This window comes from Flavobacterium anhuiense (genome assembly GCF_004151235.1).
GTDB classification, from domain to species: domain Bacteria; phylum Bacteroidota; class Bacteroidia; order Flavobacteriales; family Flavobacteriaceae; genus Flavobacterium; species Flavobacterium anhuiense_A.
On the sequence record NZ_JUIV01000015.1, the window covers coordinates 44,063 to 66,995 of the forward strand.

A 22,933-nucleotide genomic window follows, 5' to 3' on the forward strand; every position below is an offset into this window, starting at 1 on the left:
ATTTTTTAGAATTGAACTTTCATGGTAAAACTGTACTCCTTTGTAGTTGGCAGTACTCCAGTCTGGAAACCTTGTAAATTACCCGAAGATGCTCCTGCCTCAGGATCTGCGTATGGCAGGTTTTTATGGATGATCCAAAGATTGCTTCCGTTTAAAGCAAAAACCATATTGCTGATGAATGTGTTTTCTAAAAATCTTTTTGGTAGTTTATAGCTCAAACCTATTTCGCGAAGCTTTACATAAGACGCATCATATACATATTGCTGCTGTGGCATAGAATTATAAAAATAGTATCCGTCTGTTCCAGTTACACTAGCAGTAACATTATTTGGTGTTCCATCTTGTTTTACACCATCCAACAATATACCACCGCCTTGAGCAACTGGTTCACGCTGAGGAACTCCATTATGGTTATTGCTTACTGTACTTTCGTAGATTCCCGTCGTATGTCCGTATTGCTGATCTAGAGAATATACATCTCCACCTTTTTTCACATCAATTAAGAAATTGAAAGAAAGGTTTTTGTACGTTAAAACGTTATTGAAACCGCCAATCCAATCTGGAGCAACATTTCCAATGACAACTCCCGCACTTTGCAGATATCTTCCGTTTGAACGAATTACTTTTTCTCCGTTTAAATAAGTATATCCAGAACCAACCAACTGCCCTACTGGCTTACCAACTTCAGCCACATAGTTTACCCCTTGGAATGATCCTAACGAAATCTGACTCGCTCCTCCTAAAGAGATTACTTCATTTTTATTGGTTGACCAGTTTACTGTAGCTTGCCATGAGAAATCTTTAGTTTTTATAGGAGTAGCATTTACTGTAACCTCAAATCCTTTATTCTGAACATCTCCACCATTAATCCAAGCTCTTGTATATCCTGTTTGTGTTGGAGTTTCGATAGAAAGAATCTGATTTGTTGTATTAGTTTTGTAGTAAGAGAAATCAACGCCTAACCTATTTTTAAAAAACTTAAGTTCAAGACCAGCCTCAACTCCTTTGGTCAACTCACTTTTTAAATCAGAATTGCTTCTGCTATTATCTGTAGAAAAACGGATTCCACCTGGCCCAAAATTGGTATTTTTAGGATAAAGCGTAGAAGTTACCGCAAATGGAGCATCGTTTCCTGTTTCAGCATAATTCAAACGCAGTTTACCAAATGAAAGCCAATCTGCTTTAATATGATTGCTAAAAATATAAGTCGCTGTAATCGATGGGTAAGAATAGGTATCATTATCTTTTGGCAAAGTAGATGATTGATCTATTCTATAAGTTCCTTCAAGAAAATAAGTATCTAAGAAATTAAAACTTGCCATACCATAAACACTATTGGTTCCCAATGTCTGCTGCATCTCGTCAGGACTGTTAATTGGGTCAATTGAGTTGGTCAAGGCATAAATTCCCGGCACAACCAATCCGCCATTTGTTACCGCGTAGATAGAATTATTAACAGAACGTCTCGTGTTTCCTCCTAACATACCATTAAAATTGATTCCGTCTGTGATGGCTGTTTTGAAATTCAATACTAAATCTAAATTGATTTCGCGGAAATTTTTATCATATCTAGAATATTGGCCAAGAGCATTTGGTGTTCTTTTAGAACCTACAGCAATACGCTCTTCCTGCAATTGATGGTAAAAATCTACTGCACCGCGTCCCATGATATCAAACCAATTGGTAACTTCTGTTTTTACCACAACATTACCGAAGAAGCGATCTCTTTTTAATGAATTGTAGTTATTATAACGCTGAAAATAAGGATTGTCGTGAAACTGAACTGCTAAATTGTCTGGCGAACCAACGTTCCATGTTGTGTTTTTACCTGTTATTTCGTAAGCTTCTTTTAGATCTCCAAAATCAGCATTAGTCGTATACCATTGTCTTACGCTGCTCAAATAATTATTTCCTCCATCGCCATATCCTGTTTCATTCATTCCAATGGCATTAGAAGTCAAATAATTGGCTGAAGTTGAAATTCTCGTTTTAGGTGTAACTTTATAACTTCCAGAAAAATTAAAATTGTCTTTTCTGTTGTTGCTATTAGGAAGAATTCCTTGCTGCTGATTGTAATTTGTATAACCAAATCTAAAGTCTCCCTGATCATTTGCTGCCGAAAAAGCGATACTGTTGATATATGTTAAACTGTTTTGATAAAAACTATTTGGATTGTTTTTTACAGCGGTGTAAGGCGTCGCTTTTCCGTAAGTTGGCAATTCTGGATAAAACGAATTCCAGTTGTAAACCAACAATGAAGGATCAAATTTTGGCCCCCACGCCGCATCATCAGTAGCTGTGTAAGGATGAACTCCACTGCCTAGATCAACTGTACCATAAAAATCACCATAACCTCCTCCGTATTGGTTTTGATATTCTGGTAAAGTTTTCTTGTCTACAACTCCAACATTTACTCCAGAACTAAAATCAAATCCTAATCCTCCTTTTGTTTTGCTTCCTTTTTTAAGCGTTACAATGATAACACCGTTTGATGCTCTAGAACCATATAATGCGGTTGCAGCCGCACCTTTTAAAACGTTCATCGTTTCTATATCATCAGGGTTAATATCTGAAGCGGCATTTCCGTAATCATAACCTCCTACGTTTCCTCCCGATTTTTGATCGGCCGAATTGGTATTATCATTATTCAATACAATTCCGTCAACAACCCATAAAGCCTGATTGTTTCCCGTTAATGAAGTAGTACCACGAATGACAACATTGGTAGAACCGCCAATATTGTTATTTCTTCTGATTTCAACTCCAGCAATTTTTCCTGAAATATTATTCGAAACGTTACCAGTATTTATTTTAGTTAGCTGATCTCCATTTATTTCTTGTGTAGCATAACCCAAAGATTTTTTCTCTCTCTTAAGTCCTAATGCTGTAACTACGATTTCTTGCAATTGTGTCGATCCTGCGGTCATTTTAACATTTACACTGTTGCCGCGTGCTGGAACTTCTTTAGTCTGCATTCCAATAAAACTAAACACAAGCACAGCATTTGCATCAGCTTTTATTGAATATTTCCCATCAAAATCAGTTTGAGAGCCATTCTGAGTTCCTTTAACCAAGACACCAACGCCTGGCAGCGGAACTCCATTCTCATCTGAAACAATTCCCGACACAACCCGATCTTGGGCAAAAGTCAGTTTAGTCAACAGTACAAAAAAGAGTACTGCAATTTTTCTAAAATTAATCTTCAATTTCATAAAATGGTTTTATAATTAATGTGGCAAATATTTTGCTTTTTAGACAATTATTATGATAATATATTACCGAAAAACCTGATTATATTACCCTATAAATAACAATTTCGCAATCGCACAATTACCATATTATCTTTTAGAAAAGATTTCAAAATCAAACAATTAACTCAAATCAAAATCAGAAAGCCTAAAAAAAAAGAGGAGAATTTCATCAAGTTGAAATTCTCCTCTTTTTATAATATATTACTTTTTTTATTTCGCTCCTGGCGGGCAATTTTTTTCTGTATATCTCACAAAAGTATCCATTAAATGTTGTGAGGTTCCTTCACCTTCATCAATGCTATGCGAACGGTTTGGATAAATCATTAAATCGAACATTTTATCGTACTTCACCAATTCGTTAATTAGAACTTCTGCATTTTTATAATGCACATTATCATCGCCTGTACCGTGAATATAAAGTAAGTTTCCTTTTAAATTCTTAGCATGAGTTACTGGAGAAGCCTGAATATAAGTTGCTTCATTTTCCTCAGGCAATCCCATATAACGTTCTGTATAAATGTTATCATAAAAATGCTGATCTGTTACTGCTGCAATCGCAATTCCCGTTTTATAAATATCTGGGTATTGAAACATTAAATTTAAAGTTACAGCGCCACCACCGCTCCAACCGTGAATTGCTACACGATCGGCATCAATAAAATTCCATTTTAGAACTTCTTTAGCCGCCATTGCCTGATCGTGCGTATTGATAATTCCGATATTTTTATAAATTGATTTTCTCCACTGTGTTCCTTTCATTGCAGGAGTTCCTCTGTTATCCATAGCAATTCCGATGTATCCTTTTGGAATTAAAGCAGCGATAAATTCATTAAAATATGGTCTGTCATTGGCAACCGTAGCCATTGGTTCTCCATACACATAAAAGAAAACTGGATATTTTTTTGAAGCATCAAAATCTAATGGCTTTGCCATGATTCCGTCAATATCAATGCCATCAACTGTTTTCACTTTAAATTTTTCTAACGAATAATCTCTATGAGGAGCAGAAAAAACATCTGCTTCTTTTGGATAAATCTTTTGATGTCCAGACAAAGCGATCACTCTCTGATTATAATCTCTCGAAATGCTTGCGTTGGTATGCTGTGCGTAAGCCGCATCTGTAGAAAAGATATATCGGTTTGAACCTTCAAAAATAGCTGGTGTTACTCTTTTTGTCTTTTTAGAACTTAAATTGGTCTCATATAAATAGCGCTGTGTTGCATCTGATGGACTGGCAACAAAATAGATTGTTTTTGTTTTTTCGTTATAAGCTTTATAATAAGCATCAAAATTAGTTTTGGTTATTAATTCTTTTGATTTTCCGTCCAAACTTATTTTATAGATATGCATCCATCCGTCGGCATCAGAACTCCATAAAAAGGATTTTCCATTATCCACAAACTGACATGGAAAAGTATCATATAGTCCTGAAGAAATATCAAAAACATCTATCCAAGAATTTGACTCTTCTTTATAAATTACTCTTGCCGCACCCGATTTTGGATTGCAATCGTACATCGTTACCTGATTCTGGTTTCGGTTTAACTGAATCACCATAACAGACTCGTTATTAATCCATTTCATTCGAACCAAATAATTATTATCTGGCTCTCCCGGAATGTTTAGCCAATTGGTTTGCAAAGAATCAATATTCACAATTCCGATTTTAACCGAAGATGGTCTTTCTCCTGCTTTTGGATATTCTACAGGAATAATTGTCGGATACAACGAATCGGTATTATTAATCATATAATGAAATTTGGTAGACGTTGCATCTACTCTCCAAAAAGCAATGCTTTTTCCGTCTGGGCTCCACCTAAATCCATCACGCGCAGCTAGTTCTTCCTCATAAACCCAATCAAAAGTTCCGTTGATGATTTTATCTGTGCCATCTGTTGTAATGGGTGTAATTTTTCCAGAATTCAGATTTTCAACATAAATATTGTGTTTTGAAACATAGGCAACATTTTCATTATCGCTTGAAAATTTAGCAAACATTAATGATGAAGCGTCCAAGTTTTTGCCTAATTGTTTTCCTTTTCCTGTAGCCAAATCAAAATACCAATAGTCGCCTCGGGTGTTGTCTCTCCAAACTTTCTTAGAATTTGTATAAACTAATACTTTTGTTTTTAGATCGTTCCAGACCAATTGCTCAATTTCACCACTAAATCCAGATGCCGCTAATTGTGCTTTTGATAAAATAATGTTTTGTTTATCCAGCTTATCGACATCGTAAATGACTACATTGTTATCATTATTCACCCAAAACGAATGAGAATTTGGCAACCAATTTAGATTGTTGATATCAATCTTCTGTGCAAAAACAGAAGTGCATATAAACAAAAGAAACAACAAATACTTTTTCATCTTATTTTTTGTTTTTAATTAAATTTTCAATTTCGGCAATTTCTATTGGCAGTGCTTCACTCAGGTTGATGTTTCCGTCTTCTGTTATCAAGTAATCATTTTCCAAACGGCAACCTATTCCCTCTTCTCTAATGTAAATTCCAGGTTCGCAAGTAAGCACCATTCCCTTTTCAAAAGGTCGTGAATACAAGCCAACATCGTGAACATCCAATCCTAAATGATGCGCTGTTCCATGCATGAAATATTTCTTGGAAGCAGGTTTTTCTGGATCTTGAGATTTAATTTCTTCTTCTGTAATTAACCCTAACTTAACCAATTCAGCTTCAATTAATTTTGCCATTTGAAGCTCGTAATCTTTCGATAAAACTCCAGGTTTCAGTAATTTTGAACCTTCTTTCAAACAATGTAAAACTGATTCGTAAACCTCTTTTTGTCTTGCACTGAAAGTTCCGTTAACCGGAATACATCTTGTGGTATCCGAATTATAGTTGGCATAACAGCTACCAAAATCCAACAGCACCATTTCATTTTCTCGGCAAATATCATCGTTAGTGTTATAATGCAATGAACAGGCATTTATTCCAGACGCTACAATAGATCTAAATGCTTGTCTCGTTCCTCCGTTTTTTACGGTTGCATATAAAAGTTCGGCTTCTAACTCGTATTCTTTTATATTAGGACGAATTGCACCTAAAACTCTATGAAAACCTTCCGCACTAATAGCAGTTGCTTTTTTAATTAAATCAACCTCTTCTTTTGATTTAATTGGACGCAATTCGCGGGTTATTTTTGCCGCACGTTCATATTGATGCAATGGATATTTTTCTTTGCACCATTTAATCATTCGGTCTTGTCTAGTTTCAATTTCAGCAGTCACCCTTTTGATATGCTCATTGTGACCCAAATAAAATATATCAGATTCAAAGGCAAAAAGCTGTAAAGTCTTTTCAAATTCGTGAAGCCATTTGACATTCTGGATTCCGGAAATAGCTGTTGCTTGTTCTTTGGTTAAAAAATTACCATCCCAAATGAGCGTATGTTCGTTTGCCTCTTTAATAAAAAGTATGGTTCTGTTTTCTTCTTTAAATGCATCTGGATAGAGCACCAAAATGGTTTCGTCCTGATCAATTCCCGACAGATAAAACAAATCGTTGTTTTGTGCAAAGCCCATAACATCGTCTGCATTATTAGGCATGACGTCATTTGAAGTCAGAATAGCCAAACTGTTTGGCTTCATTTTTTCGGTAAATCTTTTTCGGTTTTCTAAAAACAAAGAAACCGGAATCTGGTTGTATCTCATATTTTATATTTGGAATCTGTCTATAGCAACAGAGGTCGGTTTACCAGAAATAATTTCTGTTATAGTTTTTCCTGTGGCCGGTGCGAGACTTAATCCCATCATGGCATGACCTGTTGCTAAGGTCAAATTTACGACTTTTTTGTCTCTAGCAATAATTGGCATTCCAGATGGCGTACAAGGCCTAAATCCAAACCAAGTGTCTTCTGCTTTTGGCATTTCCACTTTCATATCTGGATAGAAATCATTGATGCTGTTTATAATTCCTTGAAGTCTGTTTGCGTTTATTTTATTGTCCTTGGTGTGTGTAATTTCCATAGTTCCACCAAATCTTATATCATTAGACATTGGAGTTACGGCTACTTTCCCTTCACATAAAATAGACGGAATACTAGGCTTTTGAGTCTTATCTTTTAAAGTAAAACTATATCCTTTTCCTGGTAAAATAGAAATGGAAATATTTAGTTTTTTAGCCAAAAAAGGACTCCAAGATCCAGATGCCAAGACCACTTCATCTGCTCTAAAGAGCCCTTTGTCGGTTACAATTTTTTCGATTTTATTTCCTTCTAAAACAAAATCTTTGACACTAGTTTTAGAATGAATTTCGACTTTTAAACGAGATAATTCTTCTTTTATAAAAGACATAAATTTTTGAGGATACAAATGGGCATCGCTTTTATAATGAACACCTCCAATTACGCTGGTAGCCGTTCCTTTTTCTAAAAGTGATACTTGAGATTTCGACAGATAATCTACCTCTAGTCCAAGACGTTCTGCTTCTTTGCCTTCGTGATACATTTCTTCTTCTACTTTATCGCTTTTATAAAGCATCAAAAGTCCTTTTTCCTCATAAAAGAAAGAATTATTTTCTTTGGCAAAATCCTGATATAATTCTTTACTCAATAAAGAAAGATCGCGTAAAGCAGGCATTGCTTTTTCTACGTGACGTAAATTGGCATGTTTATAAAACTGCATTCCCCAGCTTAATAAATCTTTGCTTAAACGCGGTTTTACATAAAACGGACTACGGCTATCAAACATCCATTTTATTCCTTGTGCAATCATTCCGGGCTGTGCTAGCGGAATAATATGTGAAGGCACAATCATACCTGCGTTTCCGTACGAACAGCCATTATCCATTTCTGACTCATCATATACGCTTACCTCGTAACCTTCTTTTGCGAGATAATAAGCTGAACATAAGCCAATAATTCCACCGCCAATAACAGCAACTTTTTTCATAAATTTTAATTCGTTAAGAGTTCTTTGAACTACTAATTATATTTTAAATCTGTTGGATGAAATTATATGTTGCATTAAGAATTAAAATTGTAAAAGATGGTTTTAGCTTCAACAACAACCACGTTAATTTGGCTAAAGCCATCCTATTTACAATTTCTAAAATCCCCTAGTTAAAACTACGGGCTATTCAAAAAAACAATAATTTAATTTGACCAACAGCTTAATTATATTATAAACTGATTTTTAAATAACCTGAAATCCAAATGCATATGGATCGTCGCTTTCATCAATTATAATAGTATTATATCCGTACACTTTTGCCCAGCCTTGAATGCTTGGAACAATAGCTGGAATATCTCCAATAGAAGTTTCTTCTACCACTTTTCCAATAAACTTACTTCCAATATAACTTTCGTGAATAAACTCTTCTCCTTTTTTTAATTTTCCTTTAGCGTGCAATTGCGCCATTCTTGCCGATGTTCCTGTTCCGCATGGCGAACGGTCAATCGCTTTGTCGCCATAAAAAACGGCATTTCTGCCAGATGATGTTGAATCAATAGGTGATCCCGTCCATAACATATGTGATACATCTCGAATTGTATCATTTTCTGGATGAATGAAATAATCTGGATATTTTTCATTAATCTTTTTGCGCACTTCTTGGCTATACTGAACAATTTTGCTTGCTGTAAAATCTTGAACACCAGAAAAATTCTTTTGCGGATCTACAATGGCGTAGTAATTTCCTCCGTAAGCCACATCAAAAACAATTTCGCCCAACTCAGGACAATCAATCGTAAGACCTTCTGCCGCTAGATATGATTTTACGTTGGTCAGACGTACCCAATCTACTTTTTTGCCAGTCTGCTGATATTCGATATGCACTAAACCTGCAGGCGCTTCCATTTTGATAATTCCAGGAACTTTTGGCGTCACCAAACCTTCTTCGACAGCAATTGTAATAGTTCCAATTGTTCCGTGGCCACACATTGGCAGACAGCCAGAAGTTTCTATAAATAAAATTCCAAAGTCATTTTCAGGATTTGTTGGCGGATACAAAATGCTGCCGCTCATCATATCATGTCCTCTAGGTTCAAACATTAATCCTTTACGAATCCAGTCATATTCTTTTAAGAAATGCTGCCGTTTTTCGCTCATCGAATCACCTTGCAAATTAGGTCCTCCACCTGCAACAACCCGAACTGGATTCCCGCATGTATGAGCATCTACGCAAAAAAAAGTTTTCTTTACCATTTTATATTTGAGATAGTGTTAGTTTATTATTTACGGTACGAACAATCTGTAGCGGATTCTCGTTTTGCAATTCAGCTGGCAGCAAATGATCTGGCCAATTCTGAAAACTAATAGGACGCACCCATCTGTAAACCGCATCTATTCCTACTGCAGTATAACGCGAATCTGACGATGCAGGATAAGGTCCGCCATGAAGCATTGAAGCGCAAACTTCTACTCCTGTTGGCACGCCGTTATAAATTAAACGTCCTACGCGATTCTGTAAAGCGGCAATTACTCCTTTATGAGTTTCAATTTCATTTTCCTCACTGATTATTGTTCCTGTCAGCTGTCCCTCCAACTTAGAAATCACTTCTATTAATTCTGCTTCATTTTCGCATTCAATTAAAATTGAAAAAGGACCAAAAACCTCATTGTGCAATACTGCATTTTTTAAAAATTCTTTTCCATCAACTTTTAGCACAGTTGAAGCACCGTGATTTGGTGTTACTTCACCTTTAAATTGAGCTATTCTTGAAACTCCATTCTGCTCTTCTATTTTTGAAATTCCATTATTAAAATCAGCGTAAATAGAAGGATGAAGCATACAGCCTGGCGTAATTTTTTCTATTGCCTCATTAAGATTTTCAGCAAAGTCATTTAGTTCTTCTCCTTTTAAAGCTAATAATAATCCAGGATTTGTACAAAACTGCCCTGCTCCCAAAGTGATCGAACCTGCATAAGCTGATGCCCATTTTTGGCTATTTATTTTTAAAGCATTAGGTAATAATACTACTGGATTTATACTTCCCATTTCGGCAAATACCGGAATTGGTTCAGGACGCTGTGCCGCTAAATCGCACAAAGCGCGTCCGCCTTTAATACTTCCTGTAAAACCTACTCCTTTTACTAATGGATGTTTCACCAAACTTGTTCCAAGCGTTCTTCCATCACCAATAAGGTTAGAAAAAACACCTTCTGGCATATTAGTTTTCTGAGCCGCTTTAATAATTGCTGAGGCCACCATTTCGCCAGTTCCTATATGCATGGAATGACTTTTTACAATAACTGGACAACCTGCAGCCAAAGCCGAAGCTGTATCTCCTCCGCTTGTAGAGAATGCAAAAGGAAAATTACTTGATCCAAAAACCACAATTGGCCCTAAAGGTGTTAACATTTTGCGTAAGTCTTCTTTTGGGGCAGGTTGTCTGTCAATTATTGCAGTATCTATTGTCGCTTGTACCCAGCTTCCTTCTGTAAGCATATCGGCAAAAGCTTTCAACTGGCCGATTGTTCTTCCGCGTTCTCCTTCTGCTCTTCCTCTCGGGTAACCCGATTCGGTGCAGTATTGAACCAAAAGATCGTCTCCTAATGCTAAAATTTCGTCAGCAATGGCATTTAAAAATTTAGCTTTTTCTATACCCGAATAGTTTTTATAACTCGCAAATGCATGATTGGCCAAGGTTACTGCCTCATCAATTTCATCTTGAGTTGCCTCTGTAAAAACCCATGGATTTTCTATGTTCAATATTGGATTAAACGTCTTTAGTGTTTTTGTACCGCCTGCTTTTAGCTGGCTTCCTATGTAATTTTTTCCTGTAATCATGATTTTTGTCTTATGAATGAATAAGTGCAGTTATTTCGAGTCTGTTTTTAACCTCTGCTTTCAGTCGCAGCCCCAGTAAAAACAGTAACCGAAAACCCTGACTGTAAATGGAAACCGAAAACTGAGACTGCGACTGAAAGCTGAGATCCGAGACTGAAAACTAAAAAAGCAAAGCCAATCTCTTTAAATATGCTGTTATAGATTTTTATAGTCTGGCAAAGTTGGTCTAGTGCGTAATCCTTCAGCAATAATGGCTAGCACTCTTTCTCTCTCTGCTCCTTGCAATGGCAATCTTGGCGCACGAACATGTTCTGAACCAATTCCTGTTGCAACTTCTGCTAATTTGATATTCTGAACCAAAAGTGCATTAATATCCAATTCTAATAAAGGCAAGAACCATCTGTAGATTTTCAAAGCTTCGTCAAATCTTCCTGCTTTTGCTAATTTGTAAATTGCCACTGTTTCTTCAGGAAAAGCACAAACTAATCCAGAAACCCAACCATCAGAACCCATAAATAGACTTTCTAATGCTAATGTGTCAACTCCTGATAATATTTTTAAACGATCTCCAAAACGGTTGATCATTCTGGTAACGTTAGAAATATCTCTAGTTGATTCTTTTACTGCTTGAATATTATCATATTTCAATAACTCTTCAAACATGTCTAAAGTAACTTCAATTTTATAGTCAACTGGATTGTTGTAAACCATAATAGGAAGCGACGTATTTTTTGCGACTTCACTATAGAAAGTAACCGTTTCAAAATCAGACGCTTTATAACGCATTGGAGGAAGCATCATTAATCCTTTTGCTCCATCTTGTTCAGCTTTATTAGCAGCTAAAATGGCATTTTTTGTAGACTGCTCTGCAATGTTCATAATTACAGGTACTTTATTTTCTGTTAGCGAAACGGTATGTTTTACTAATTCTCTTTTCTCTTCTTCTAAAAGTGTGCTGGCTTCTCCTAAAGTTCCTCCCAAAATAATTCCCGATACTCCAGCATCTAATTGTGCTTTCATATTGACTTCGAACATGTTGAAGTCTAATTTATCATCTGCGGTAAATTTTGTGGTCACCGCTGGCATCACGCCATTCCATTGAATACTCATATTTTTAATTTTTTATTAAAGCCAAAATTATCTAGAAACCAGAGAGCTAACCCTTTAAAAATTACCACAAAATGATACTATATTACCCTGTATAGAAATAAAACTTAAAAAACAGAACATTATAGCATCATTTTTTTGATTAAATGCAATATATTTGATTGTAACTAACTAACCACTATATGAAAGTTTTTCCATTTAAAATTCCAAAATCTGGAGAAGATCCCCTTATTTATCAAGAAGATATCGAAGTATCATTTTATGATAAACTGCATCAGCATGAAGAAATTCAAATTAGTTTTATTGAAAAAGGAGAAGGAGCCGTTTTTGCTGGCGATACTATTTCGCAATATCGTGAGGGCGATATATTGGTAATTGGAAGCAATCTGCCTCATGTTTTTAGAAGCGACGTTCAGGAAAATGTAATTTCTGTAATGCGCACTTTGTTTTTTACCTTCAATTCGTTCGGAAGAGATTTTTTTGAACTCTCTACTTTTAGAAATATTCAACCTATTCTGGAAAGCAGCAAAAACGGATTCATTATTCATAACGCACCGAAGAAAGTTGTCAAATATTTTAAAAAGCTGAAGAAAGCTGACAGTTATACTCGTTTTATATTATTTCTAGATATTCTGAAATGGCTGTCAACATCTGAATATACTCCACTTTCTAATTATTTATATCAAAAGAAAATCACGGATAATGAAGGCAAAAGGATGCAGATTGTGTTTGAATATGTCATGACCAATTTTCATAAAAATATCACGCTTGATGAAATTGCTTCGATCGCCAGTATGACCAAAAATGCTTTCTGCCGGTATTTTAAAGTCCGGACCAACAAGTCTTTTTTTCAATTTCTAATTGAAGTCCGCATTGAGAGAGCTGCAAAATTATTATCTAATAATGAAGAACTCTCTGTTTTGGAAATTGCCGAGTTGTGCGGCTTTAATAACATTTCCAATTTTAATAGAAAATTTAAGGAATTAAAACAGCTTTCGCCTTTGCAGTATAGAAAACTGAATTTGTAATTCATGAGTACGAATGTTTCATGCTTCCGATAGCTATCGGGAGCGTGAAAAATCTAAACGCAAAAAAATTTCACGCAGATTCTAGCAGATTTCAGCTAATTAAATTAGATTTTTTTAATGAAATCGATAAAAAATCAGCTGTTTAATCTCATTCTTTAAACGAGACCAAACAGCTGATTTATTTTAGAAAATATTTTTTCTAATTACCAGATACTGCGGTTATTTCAAGCACAACGCTTGATTCTACTTTCGAAGAAGAAACTCTCAAACCTACATTCATTAAATAATCTCCTGTAAAAGATTCTCCAGATTCTTCAAGCGTTTTCTTTGCTTCTGGCATTAAATTGATTTCTTCAACTTTATACTTTTTATAGGCATCTAAACCTTGAAAACGCACCAAGTTATATTGCGGATCATAAAGCGGATGAAGCGTATACGAAAATAAAACTGCTTTGTCTTTTGATTCGTCAACGTACATTAATACCGCGCGACTGTCTTCATAAGGAGAAACGATTCTATACATATCGCCGTGCCAGATTACAGAACTTAATCTTTTATAATTGGCAACTGCATCCTGAGTATATTTTAATTCTTTTTCTTTCAGTTCTTTTACATTAATGTCAAAACCTAATTTTCCCATCATGGCAACATCAGTTTTGAATTTAATAGACTGATTACCCCAAGAAGTTACGTGATTGCAAATCGAAAAAGCCGGAAAGAACTGCGAATAACCCCACTGAATAAATACTCTATTATAAGGATCTGTATTATCACTTGCCCAAAACTCAGTGAAATATTTTAGGAAAGCATAATCAGTTCTTCCTCCGCCTCCCGCGCAAAGCATCATTGGCAAATGCGGATATTTTGCTTTAATTCTTTCTAAAACTTTATATAAACCTCTGGTGTATTCAATAAATAAATGTGACTGCTGATTTTTTAAATAGATAGAATACGCATTAGTCATCATTCGGTTACAATCCCATTTAAAGAATGCCACTCCTCCATTGGTCTGCATAATGTCATCTACCGTTTTGAATACAAAATCCTGCACTTTAGGATTCGATAAATCCAAAACCAATTGTGTTCTGTAATAACTTTCTTCTCTATTTGGCAGTTTTAAAATCCAATCTGGATGTTTTTCATACAATTCGCTTTTCGGATTTACCATTTCGGGTTCAATCCAAATTCCGAATTTAACTCCTGTTTTTTCTGCCTGCTGCATTAGAAAACCTAAACCATTTGGCAGTTTTGTTTTGGTTGCCTGCCAATCTCCTAATCCAGATTTATCTCCGCTTCTCGGATATTTATTTCCAAACCAACCGTCGTCTAATAAAAACATATCGACACCTAATGTTTTAGAATCTTCAAACATTTCGGTTAATTTCTTTTCGTCGAAATTAAAAAAGGTAGTTTCCCAATTGTTCAATAAAGTCAAGCGAGATTTGTCTCCATCTTTTACGCCATAATTTTTTGCCCACGAATGTAAATTTCTGCTGGCCTGTCCTTTTCCTTTATTTGAAAAAGTATAAATAAAAGAAGGAGTTGTAAATACTTCTCCAGGCTGAAGGATATATTCTGAAGCAAACGGATTAATTCCAGAACTGATTCTAAGAGAGTTTTTATTGTCCAGTTCAAAAGTAAACTTAAAATTTCCAGACCATGCAATGGTTCCAGCAACAAGCTCTCCAGTATTTTCTTTAGCTTTTTCATTTAAACTTAAAAAGAAAACTGGTGTCTGATACATATTGGTTCTTACACCCAACTTCGAATCAATTACTTTCGCACCGCTCGTTAATTCGCTTTCCTGCATTCTTACCTCTTTGGCCCAATCACCATGAAACTGAGTCAGCCAATATTTATCGGCATCAAAGTGCAGCATAGACGAAGCGTAGTTGTACAGCGTTACAGGTTTCTTTTCGCGGTGCACAATATCTGTCCACTGTTCAATAACATTTTCCTTATAAAAAGCTTTATAATACAATGTCACTTCAACAGGGTAAACTGGATCTTTCATTTTTATACTAGTTTCAGTCGTATTGCTATCTAATTTTTTTGTTTGATGATTAACATAAATCAGCTCCAAAGCAGGATTTCCGTCATTGTGAGTCATTCGGATAGCAGACTCAAACAAATTATTTGTCCCGTAAGTCGGATAAGCCTCGTGTCTTAGATTTAGTAACGGATTTCCATCGTTTATAACAAAGGTTCTTTCGGTTTCTTTTGAAAGCGCATTATAAGCCGAAGCTTCAAGTTTTTTCCCTAAATAAGATTGGTAAAGCAAGCCGTTTTTTGCCACTTTTAGAATTAATGCTGTATTCTGGGTTTCAATGGCAATGGGATCATTTTGTGCATTAGTCTTCCAAAACAAAATGGTTAAGACTAATATGAGAAGTGCTTTTTTCATAAAAGTTTAATTAATAATAAATAATGTTTTTTTGGGAGATTTTAAAAGATTACAATACAATCAATTGTAATTCATCTTAAAACTCCGAACATCACATTTATCAATTAAACCACGAGAAACAGATCATTTAGTTATACCAATAAAAAGTGCTATTGCGTATAATTTCACAAGAAAATGGTTTTGAGCTCTAATTCAACCATTTTATGTTATGAAGAAATGAAATTCAAAAATAGGAAAATATAATTGAAAGTATATTTATTCCTACTGGTTTTATTTTTTTAACATTAAATAAATATGTTTCAAAAAATAGAAACTTGATGATTTTTCTACCAATTTTTACCGATTATGATATTTTATTACCTAAAAAAGGTTCTTAATCGTAAAACTGGCTAAAATATCTGCAAGCTTAGTCTTACATATTAGCTCAAATTTGCCACTGGTATGGTCGAAAAAATAAAATTGACCAAAAATTTCAAAATTATTCTGCAAAAAAAATTCTGATACTATATTATCCACTTTTAAAAATAAAAATAATCACTTTTTGACTTCTCAAAATCTCCACTGTTTTTTCCAAAAATTAATTTTAAGAATCGAACAGAACAAATAAGCTTTTAATAACAACAAAACTCACATCTATTAGTCTAATTGACTTTAACTTACACTTTATGCATATATTACCCACTTTAATTTTTAAATTATCTTGAATAAGGTATGTTTTTTACGCATATCTCAAAAAACTGGTAGGTACTGGTATGTGCTGGTTTAGAAACATTTATACTTTTGGTTTTCACATTTATCTCTTTTTTAATAAACAATCTGCACGAGCTCAAAGCATTTTGTTTCTCCAAAATGAAAAAGATGAAAACGGACCACGAGAATAAATTACTAACTAACAAAAACCACTAAAACATGACCAAACAAAAACCGACAAAAGAGTGGCTTTCTTCTGAGACATGGAAGATTACCAAACTAACATCTGGAGCCTTACTGGCACTCGCTCTACAGAGTTCTTTTGCTGCTGAGTTAAAAGAAACCAAATTCTCCACTAAACTGAGCAGTAATCTAACTTTGGCAAAAGATGACAACGCTTCAGTGTTTGTAGAAAAACTAGTAAAAGGAAAAGTAACAGGCCCGCAAGGAGAACCGCTTCCTGGTGTAAACATTCTTGTAAAAGGAACAAAAATAACGGCAACAACAGACTTTGACGGTAATTTTACTATTGAAGTTCCAGACTCCAACAGTATTCTTGTTTTTTCTTACACCGGATTTTTAACGAAAGAAGTTCGCGCTGACGACGCTGTAAGCATTCAACTTGAAGAACAGAATCAAACTTTAAATGAAGTGGTTGTCGTTGGGTACGGAACTCAGAAAAAAGCTTCTACAACGGGAGCAATCGCTTCTATTAAAGGAGGTGTTTTGACTCAAAATGCATCTGCAAACGTATCAAACGGAATTGCTGGACGTATGTCTGGGGTAATTGCCAATAACCGTTCTGGAAGACCTGGTGATGACAGCTCAAGCCTTTTGATTAGAGGATTTAATTCATTTGGCGGAGGTACAAGTCCGCTTGTAGTTGTAGACGGTATTCCTGACCGTGATTTGAACAGGATAAATCCAGATGATATCGAATCAGTAACGGTTTTGAAAGATGCATCAGCAGCTATTTATGGAGTTCGTTCTGCAAATGGAGTAATTTTAGTAACGACTAAAAGAGGAAAAGTAGGCGCTCCGACAATCAAAGTTGACGGATCGTATGGGATTCAGCAGTTAACCAGAATGAGCGAAAGAGTTAACTCTTGGGAATACATGACGTACTATAACGAACTTAATGCTCATAAAGGAACTACGCTCCCTTACACTCAGGCAGAAATTGACAAATATAAAGCAGGAAACGACCCAAATTATACCAGTACAGATTGGTTAAAACAAGTTTATAGAAAAGATGCTCCACAGGCTAATCTTTCTCTTTCTGTTAACGGAGGTAACGAGCAGGTTAAATATTTCTTTTCTGGACAATATTTAAATCAGGAAAGTAACCTTAGATATAGCGACGAGAGATACAGACAATTCAATTTAAGATCAAATATTGATGTTAATATCACTTCAAACTTTAAAGTAAACTTAGACATTGCTACTCGTAAAGAAGACAGAAACTATCCTGCGGTAAGCATTGGAAGCATTATGCACGAGACAGTTAGTATGTATCCTTTTATTCCTGCATATTGGAAAAATGGACTTCCGTCGTCTGGTATTACAAATGGTAGAAACCCAATTTTAATGTCTTCGCCATCGGCAGGTTATGATCACGTGATAAACTTAATTGTAAACCCAAAAATTGGATTTGAACTGAAATTGCCAAAAATAACAGAAGGATTAACATTAAGCGGATATGCAGCATTTGATTATAATGTGCGCAACGAAAAGAGATTCACAAAACCTTGGGATGCTTATTCTTATGACAAAACGAACGATAGTTATAACAACGTAAAAAACAGCACTAGCATAACAAGTGTAATGCAAGATGAGAGAATTGCAAATCAAAATACGTATTTCGCAAAATTAGCGTACGATCGTAAATTCAACAAACACTCGGTAAATGCATTTGTAGGATACGAGCAAACTACAATGGACAAAACCCAAACATATGCTTACAGAAGAGATTTACTAAGCGATCAATTGGATCAGATTTTTACCGGAAGCACTAAAGGGCAAAACGCTACTGGCGGCGCTTATCAGGACGGACGCGAAAGTTTCCTTGGAAGAGTGGCTTACAATTTTGATGATAAATATTTTGCCGAAGTTTCTGCACGTTATAACGGATCATTCAATTTCCCTTCTTCAACACGTTGGGGTATGTTTCCTGCTATAAGCGCAGGTTGGAAAATCTCTGAAGAGCCTTTCTTTAAAAACAATATTAAAGGATTTGATTTACTAAAAATAAGAGCTTCTTGGGGAAGAATGGGTAATGACGATTTGAGAGAAACTATTAATGGTGTAGAATATCTTAACCAATATCTTTTCTTGACAAGATATCAGTTAACAACAGATCAGCAGTTGTACAGCTATTTTGGATCAGATTATACATTAAACAACAGTATTTATCTTTCTTCTACTCCAAACCCAAATATTACTTGGGAAATTCAAGATTCTAAAAACATCGGTTTTGATTTCGGATTCTTTAAAAATAAATTAACAGCAACTTTTGACTATTTCAGCAATAAAAGATCTGACATTCTTGCAGCGAGAAATGCTTCTGTGCCTTTGTACACAGGATTATCACTTCCAAAAGAAAATATTGGAAAAACGGTAAACAGAGGTACTGATTGGTCTATTAACTACGCAGACAATATCAATAGTTTTAAATATAGTGTTGGTTTTAATTTTACTTATGCACAAAGTGAAGTATTATTCCGCGATGAAGCGGCAAATATTCCATCTTGGCAAAAATCAACTGGAAGAGCTATTGATTCTTGGATGGTATATCAAACAAACGGAATTTACCGTACTCAAGCAGAAGTTGACAATTCTCCTCATTTTGAAGGAGCAAAACCGGGTGATTTATGGGTAAAAGATATTGATGGTGATGGAAGCATCACTTCTAATGATAAAGTGAGAATTCCTGAATCGGCAACGCCAAAAATTGCTTACGGTATTCCAATCAGAGCTGAATACAAAGGTTTTTCTGTAGATATGCTTTGGACAGGTCAGGCAAAAGCGAGACAAATGATTCTTCCGCAAGCTCAGGGAGCTATTGTGGCACCACCAAGATGGTTATACGAAGACCGATATACTGCTGATAATCCAAATTCTAAATACCCTGTTGCCTTCAATGATTCTGATCCAAGAAACAATATTCCAGCTGACTTCTGGTTAAGAGACGCTTCATTCTTCAGATTAAAATCTTTGGAGATTTCCTATACATTACCAGAAAAAGTCTTGTCTAGATTCGGAATATTAAATACGAGATTTTATGCGGGAGGAACCAATTTGTTTTCTATCGATCATATGAAACAGTACAATTTAGATCCTGAGACCAATAATACGACAGGAGTAAATTATCCGCAAACTCGTATTTACAGAATCGGTGTAAGCATTGAATTATAACAAGGTAAAAAGATCAAGACATGAAAAATTATAAAATCAATAAACTAATAAATATAAAAAAGAAGGCTCTTATTGCGGCTGCTTTTTTTATCACAGTTGCCACTGTAACATCTTGTACTGAAGACCCTTTAGATAAAGCGCCTTTGGATTCTTATACAGATGAAAATGTGTGGAATGACTTAAAACTTACCGAAGCTTTTGCTAATAATCTCTATAGCGTTTTACCAAGTACGCAACACAACTGGAACGACAGAACCAACCGCAGCTGGATTTTATCTACTGCTTGCGATGAAGCATTCAATAATTTTAACGATTATGATGTATGGAATTTAAATTCTGGAGCCCTTACTCCAGATAACGCAGGAGATTTCAATACATGGAAACCTACTTATGCGACCATTCAAAACTGCAACATCTTTTTGTCCCGAATTGATAACGTGCCAGGAGACGAAGCTTGGAGAAATAGATTAAAAGGTGAAGTGCTTTTCTTAAGAGCTTATGCGTATTTCAAATTAATTAGTGATTACGGAGGAGTTCCTCTTGTTACTACACCTTTTGACTTAAACAGTAATTTTAAAGTAGATCGCAGCACTTATGACCAATGTGTCGATTTTATTGTCACAGAATTGGACAAAGCTGCTGAATTGCTTCCTTTAATTGCTAAAGATTTAGGAAGAGTAACAAAGGGCGCAGCTTTAGCTATAAAATCAAGAACATTACTTTATGCCGCAAGTCCGCAATGGAATCCTTCTAATGATTTAACAAAATGGAAAAAAGCATCAGACGCTGCAAAAGCAGTTATGGATTTAAACATGTATTCTCTTTACGATAAAAAGTACGAAGATCTATTTACGACAAACAATTCAGAAATTATCTTCTGCCGTTTATCTAGTAAAGATCCGCAATGGAGTGCTTTTAATGGTGTAGAAATGTTTAATTCGCCAAGTGGTTTTCACGGATGGGCTAATTTTGCACCAAGCCAAAGTCATATCGATGCTTACGGAACAGCTGACGGAAAAGACATTACAGATCCAACATCTGGTTATGATCCTCAAAAACCTTATGTAAACAGAGATCCTCGTTTTTACAAAAACATTGTTTATGACGGACGTGCTTACGGAAAACCTGAATTCTTTCAAGATCGTTACGATGCAGGAAGTTCAAATAAAGCCGAATTTTACGAAGGCGGTTTAGATTCTCCACAAGGTTGGGATACTTGGAATGCCAGTAAAACTCGTTATACTTTCCGTAAATATTGCGATACAACGTACAATTACAATAATGAAACGCAAACTAATAAAGCTTGGATTATATCTCGTTTAGGAGAAATTTATCTAAACTATGCCGAAGCACAATTTAAATTAGGAAATGAAGGGACTGCCATTCAATATCTTAACTTGATCAGACAGCGTGCAGGAATTACAAATCCGTTAGCAGGTTTGACTGGAACAGCTTTAGAGAATAAAATCCGTAACGAAAGACAAGTGGAATTATGTCTTGAAGGATTCCGTTACTATGATGTTCGCCGTTGGAAAATAGCCGAAGAAACTGAAAACAAACCTCTTATGGGAGTAATCATTACCAAAAACAATGACGGTTCTAAAACCTATACCTACGCTAAAGTTCAGGAAAGGATTTTCAAACCACAGCATTATTTGCTCCCAATTCCGAGAGATGAAATTAACAGAACAGGTTTACCCCAAAACCCTGGTTATAATTAAACTATAACCGATTAAGCAAACCCATCTAGAGGGATGGGTTTGCTTTTAAAATTTCTTTAGAAATCAATCCAAATTGAAAATAGCGTTATGAAAAATCATTTTATTGTTTGTGTGGCAAATTGCTGTTTCTTTTTGAATTCATTCAGTCAGGAAACAATTACTTTCAGATCTACAGATCCTGCACTGCAGCTGGCATTTGAACGTGCCAAAAGTATGGCTTTAAGTTATAAAGGAGATTCGAATGATCCTGTTGGACCATGGTACGAAGCAGCTCTTCCTTCTCGATCTGCATTTTGCATGCGCGATGTATCGCATCAAAGCATTGGCGCAGAAATCCTAGGTTTGGGTAAGGAAAACAAAAACATGCTTTCGCTTTTTGCTAAAAACATTTCAGAAAGCAAAGATTGGTGCTCTTATTGGGAAATCAATAAATACGGAAAACCTGCTCCAGAAGATTACAGAAATGACAAAGAATTCTGGTATAATCTTAACAGTAATTTTGATGTCATATTTGCCTGCTGGAGATTGTATTTGTGGACAGGCGATGAAGATTATATCAAAAATCCTGAGTTTGAAAATTTCTTCGAAAAATCTTCAACAGCTTATATTGAGCGCTGGATTTTAGAAGCCGATTCACTATTAACCAGACCAGAATTTGTAAACACTCCTACTCCGTTCAATAGTAAAGACGATTTTCATAAATGTAGAGGATTAGCATCTTATTCCGAAGGCATTCCGGGTTTAAAAATGGGAGTCGATCTTGTAGCAGCCATTTACAGAGGATTACTTACCTACTCTTCTATTTTAAAAGAAAAAGGAGAATTTGAAAAAGCAGCTTTATTTGAAAAAAAAGCAGCAAAATACCAAGAGCAGATCGAACAAATCTGGTGGGATAAAAATGCATCGGCCTACAATGTAATTTATACCGCTGACGGCAAATTCAGCAAAGATTTTGGTGAACTATTTTTATTATGGTTTGATGCCTTGACAGATGCAAACAGAATAGAAAAAACGATTAAACATATTCTTTCAGAAAAAAGCAATGTCGAAAATGCCTCTTATCTTCCATTCCTGTTATATAAATATGGCTACGAAGACAAAGCATACGAATACATTTTACATTTAACCGACCCTGAAACCAAAAGAAGAGAATATCCAGAAGTTTCATTCGGCGTAATTGAAGGCATCATTCACGGCTGTATGGGAATAGAGCCAGATGCATCGAAAAAAACAATAACAACAACACATCGAGGAAAAAAAGAGAGCATTTCTGAGGTCGACAATTTACCCGTATTACAGACAACATTAGCTGTAAAACACGAAAAACAAACAACAACAACACTACACAACAAAGGCGAAAAATTTATAGAATGGAAAGCTATGTTTACTGGAAATTATAATTCTATTTTTATAAATGATAAAAAAGCTGCCGTAAATCATGAAAAGGACAACAAGGGAAATCTCTACACTGTTATTACAATTCGTGTGAATCCTGGCCAGAAAATAACGGCAGCCTGTCGCTAAAACAACTCGTCCAATGTACTACTAATACAAAGGATACAATTTAAAAATA

General features: G+C 35.3%; 12 protein-coding genes. 4 read left to right on the forward strand and 8 right to left on the reverse strand.

Annotated elements, in window-relative coordinates:
* Positions 1-5: 5 nt before the first annotated feature.
* From NU08_RS16665 to NU08_RS16695, 7 genes are all read right to left on the reverse strand, one after another.
* The gene (locus NU08_RS16665; protein WP_129748246.1) at positions 6-3,212 is read right to left on the reverse strand and encodes a SusC/RagA family TonB-linked outer membrane protein; all 3,207 of its coding nucleotides are present in this window, start codon (positions 3,210-3,212) and stop codon (positions 6-8) included.
* Positions 3,213-3,461: 249 nt separating this feature from the next.
* Entirely contained in the window at positions 3,462-5,618 is a 2,157-nt protein-coding gene (locus NU08_RS16670; protein WP_129748247.1) for a S9 family peptidase, read from the reverse strand.
* A 1-nt stretch (position 5,619) separates the two neighbouring features.
* Positions 5,620-6,918 (reverse strand): aminopeptidase P family protein, encoded by a 1,299-nt coding sequence (locus tag NU08_RS16675; RefSeq protein WP_129748248.1) that lies wholly within the window; start codon positions 6,916-6,918, stop codon positions 5,620-5,622.
* Positions 6,919-6,921: 3 nt separating this feature from the next.
* On the reverse strand, positions 6,922-8,157 hold the full coding sequence (locus NU08_RS16680) for an NAD(P)/FAD-dependent oxidoreductase (protein ID WP_129748249.1): 1,236 nt from the start codon (positions 8,155-8,157) through the stop codon (positions 6,922-6,924).
* 243 nt (positions 8,158-8,400) lie between these two features.
* Positions 8,401-9,411 (reverse strand): 4-hydroxyproline epimerase, encoded by a 1,011-nt coding sequence (locus tag NU08_RS16685; RefSeq protein ID WP_091134305.1) that lies wholly within the window; start codon positions 9,409-9,411, stop codon positions 8,401-8,403.
* 1 nt (position 9,412) lies between these two features.
* Positions 9,413-10,996: an aldehyde dehydrogenase (NADP(+)) gene (locus NU08_RS16690; protein WP_129748250.1), complete on the reverse strand. Its 1,584-nt coding sequence runs from the start codon at positions 10,994-10,996 to the stop codon at positions 9,413-9,415.
* 195 nt (positions 10,997-11,191) lie between these two features.
* A complete protein-coding gene (locus tag NU08_RS16695) occupies positions 11,192-12,106 on the reverse strand; it encodes a dihydrodipicolinate synthase family protein (protein ID WP_129748251.1) in 915 nt (304 codons plus the stop codon).
* Positions 12,107-12,285: 179 nt separating this feature from the next.
* Between NU08_RS16695 and NU08_RS16700 the strand changes: the two genes are divergently transcribed.
* Complete coding sequence (locus tag NU08_RS16700; protein ID WP_008469133.1) at positions 12,286-13,131, forward strand: AraC family transcriptional regulator; 846 nt, start codon at positions 12,286-12,288, stop codon at positions 13,129-13,131.
* 199 nt (positions 13,132-13,330) lie between these two features.
* Here NU08_RS16700 and NU08_RS16705 read toward each other — a convergent pair whose 3' ends face one another.
* Positions 13,331-15,535 carry an alpha-galactosidase gene (locus NU08_RS16705; protein ID WP_129748252.1) on the reverse strand — a complete coding sequence of 735 codons (2,205 nt, stop codon included), beginning with the start codon at positions 15,533-15,535 and terminating at the stop codon, positions 13,331-13,333.
* Positions 15,536-16,444: 909 nt separating this feature from the next.
* On the opposite strand from NU08_RS16705, the gene NU08_RS16710 reads away from it, so the two are divergent.
* From NU08_RS16710 to NU08_RS16720, 3 genes are all read left to right on the forward strand, one after another.
* Positions 16,445-19,639, forward strand: a complete 3,195-nt coding sequence (locus NU08_RS16710) for a SusC/RagA family TonB-linked outer membrane protein (RefSeq protein WP_129748253.1) — start codon at positions 16,445-16,447, stop codon at positions 19,637-19,639.
* Positions 19,640-19,659: 20 nt separating this feature from the next.
* The gene (locus tag NU08_RS16715; RefSeq protein ID WP_129748254.1) at positions 19,660-21,360 is read left to right on the forward strand and encodes a RagB/SusD family nutrient uptake outer membrane protein; all 1,701 of its coding nucleotides are present in this window, start codon (positions 19,660-19,662) and stop codon (positions 21,358-21,360) included.
* An 87-nt stretch (positions 21,361-21,447) separates the two neighbouring features.
* Entirely contained in the window at positions 21,448-22,884 is a 1,437-nt protein-coding gene (locus NU08_RS16720; protein WP_129748255.1) for a hypothetical protein, read from the forward strand.
* Positions 22,885-22,933: the final 49 nt, after the last annotated feature.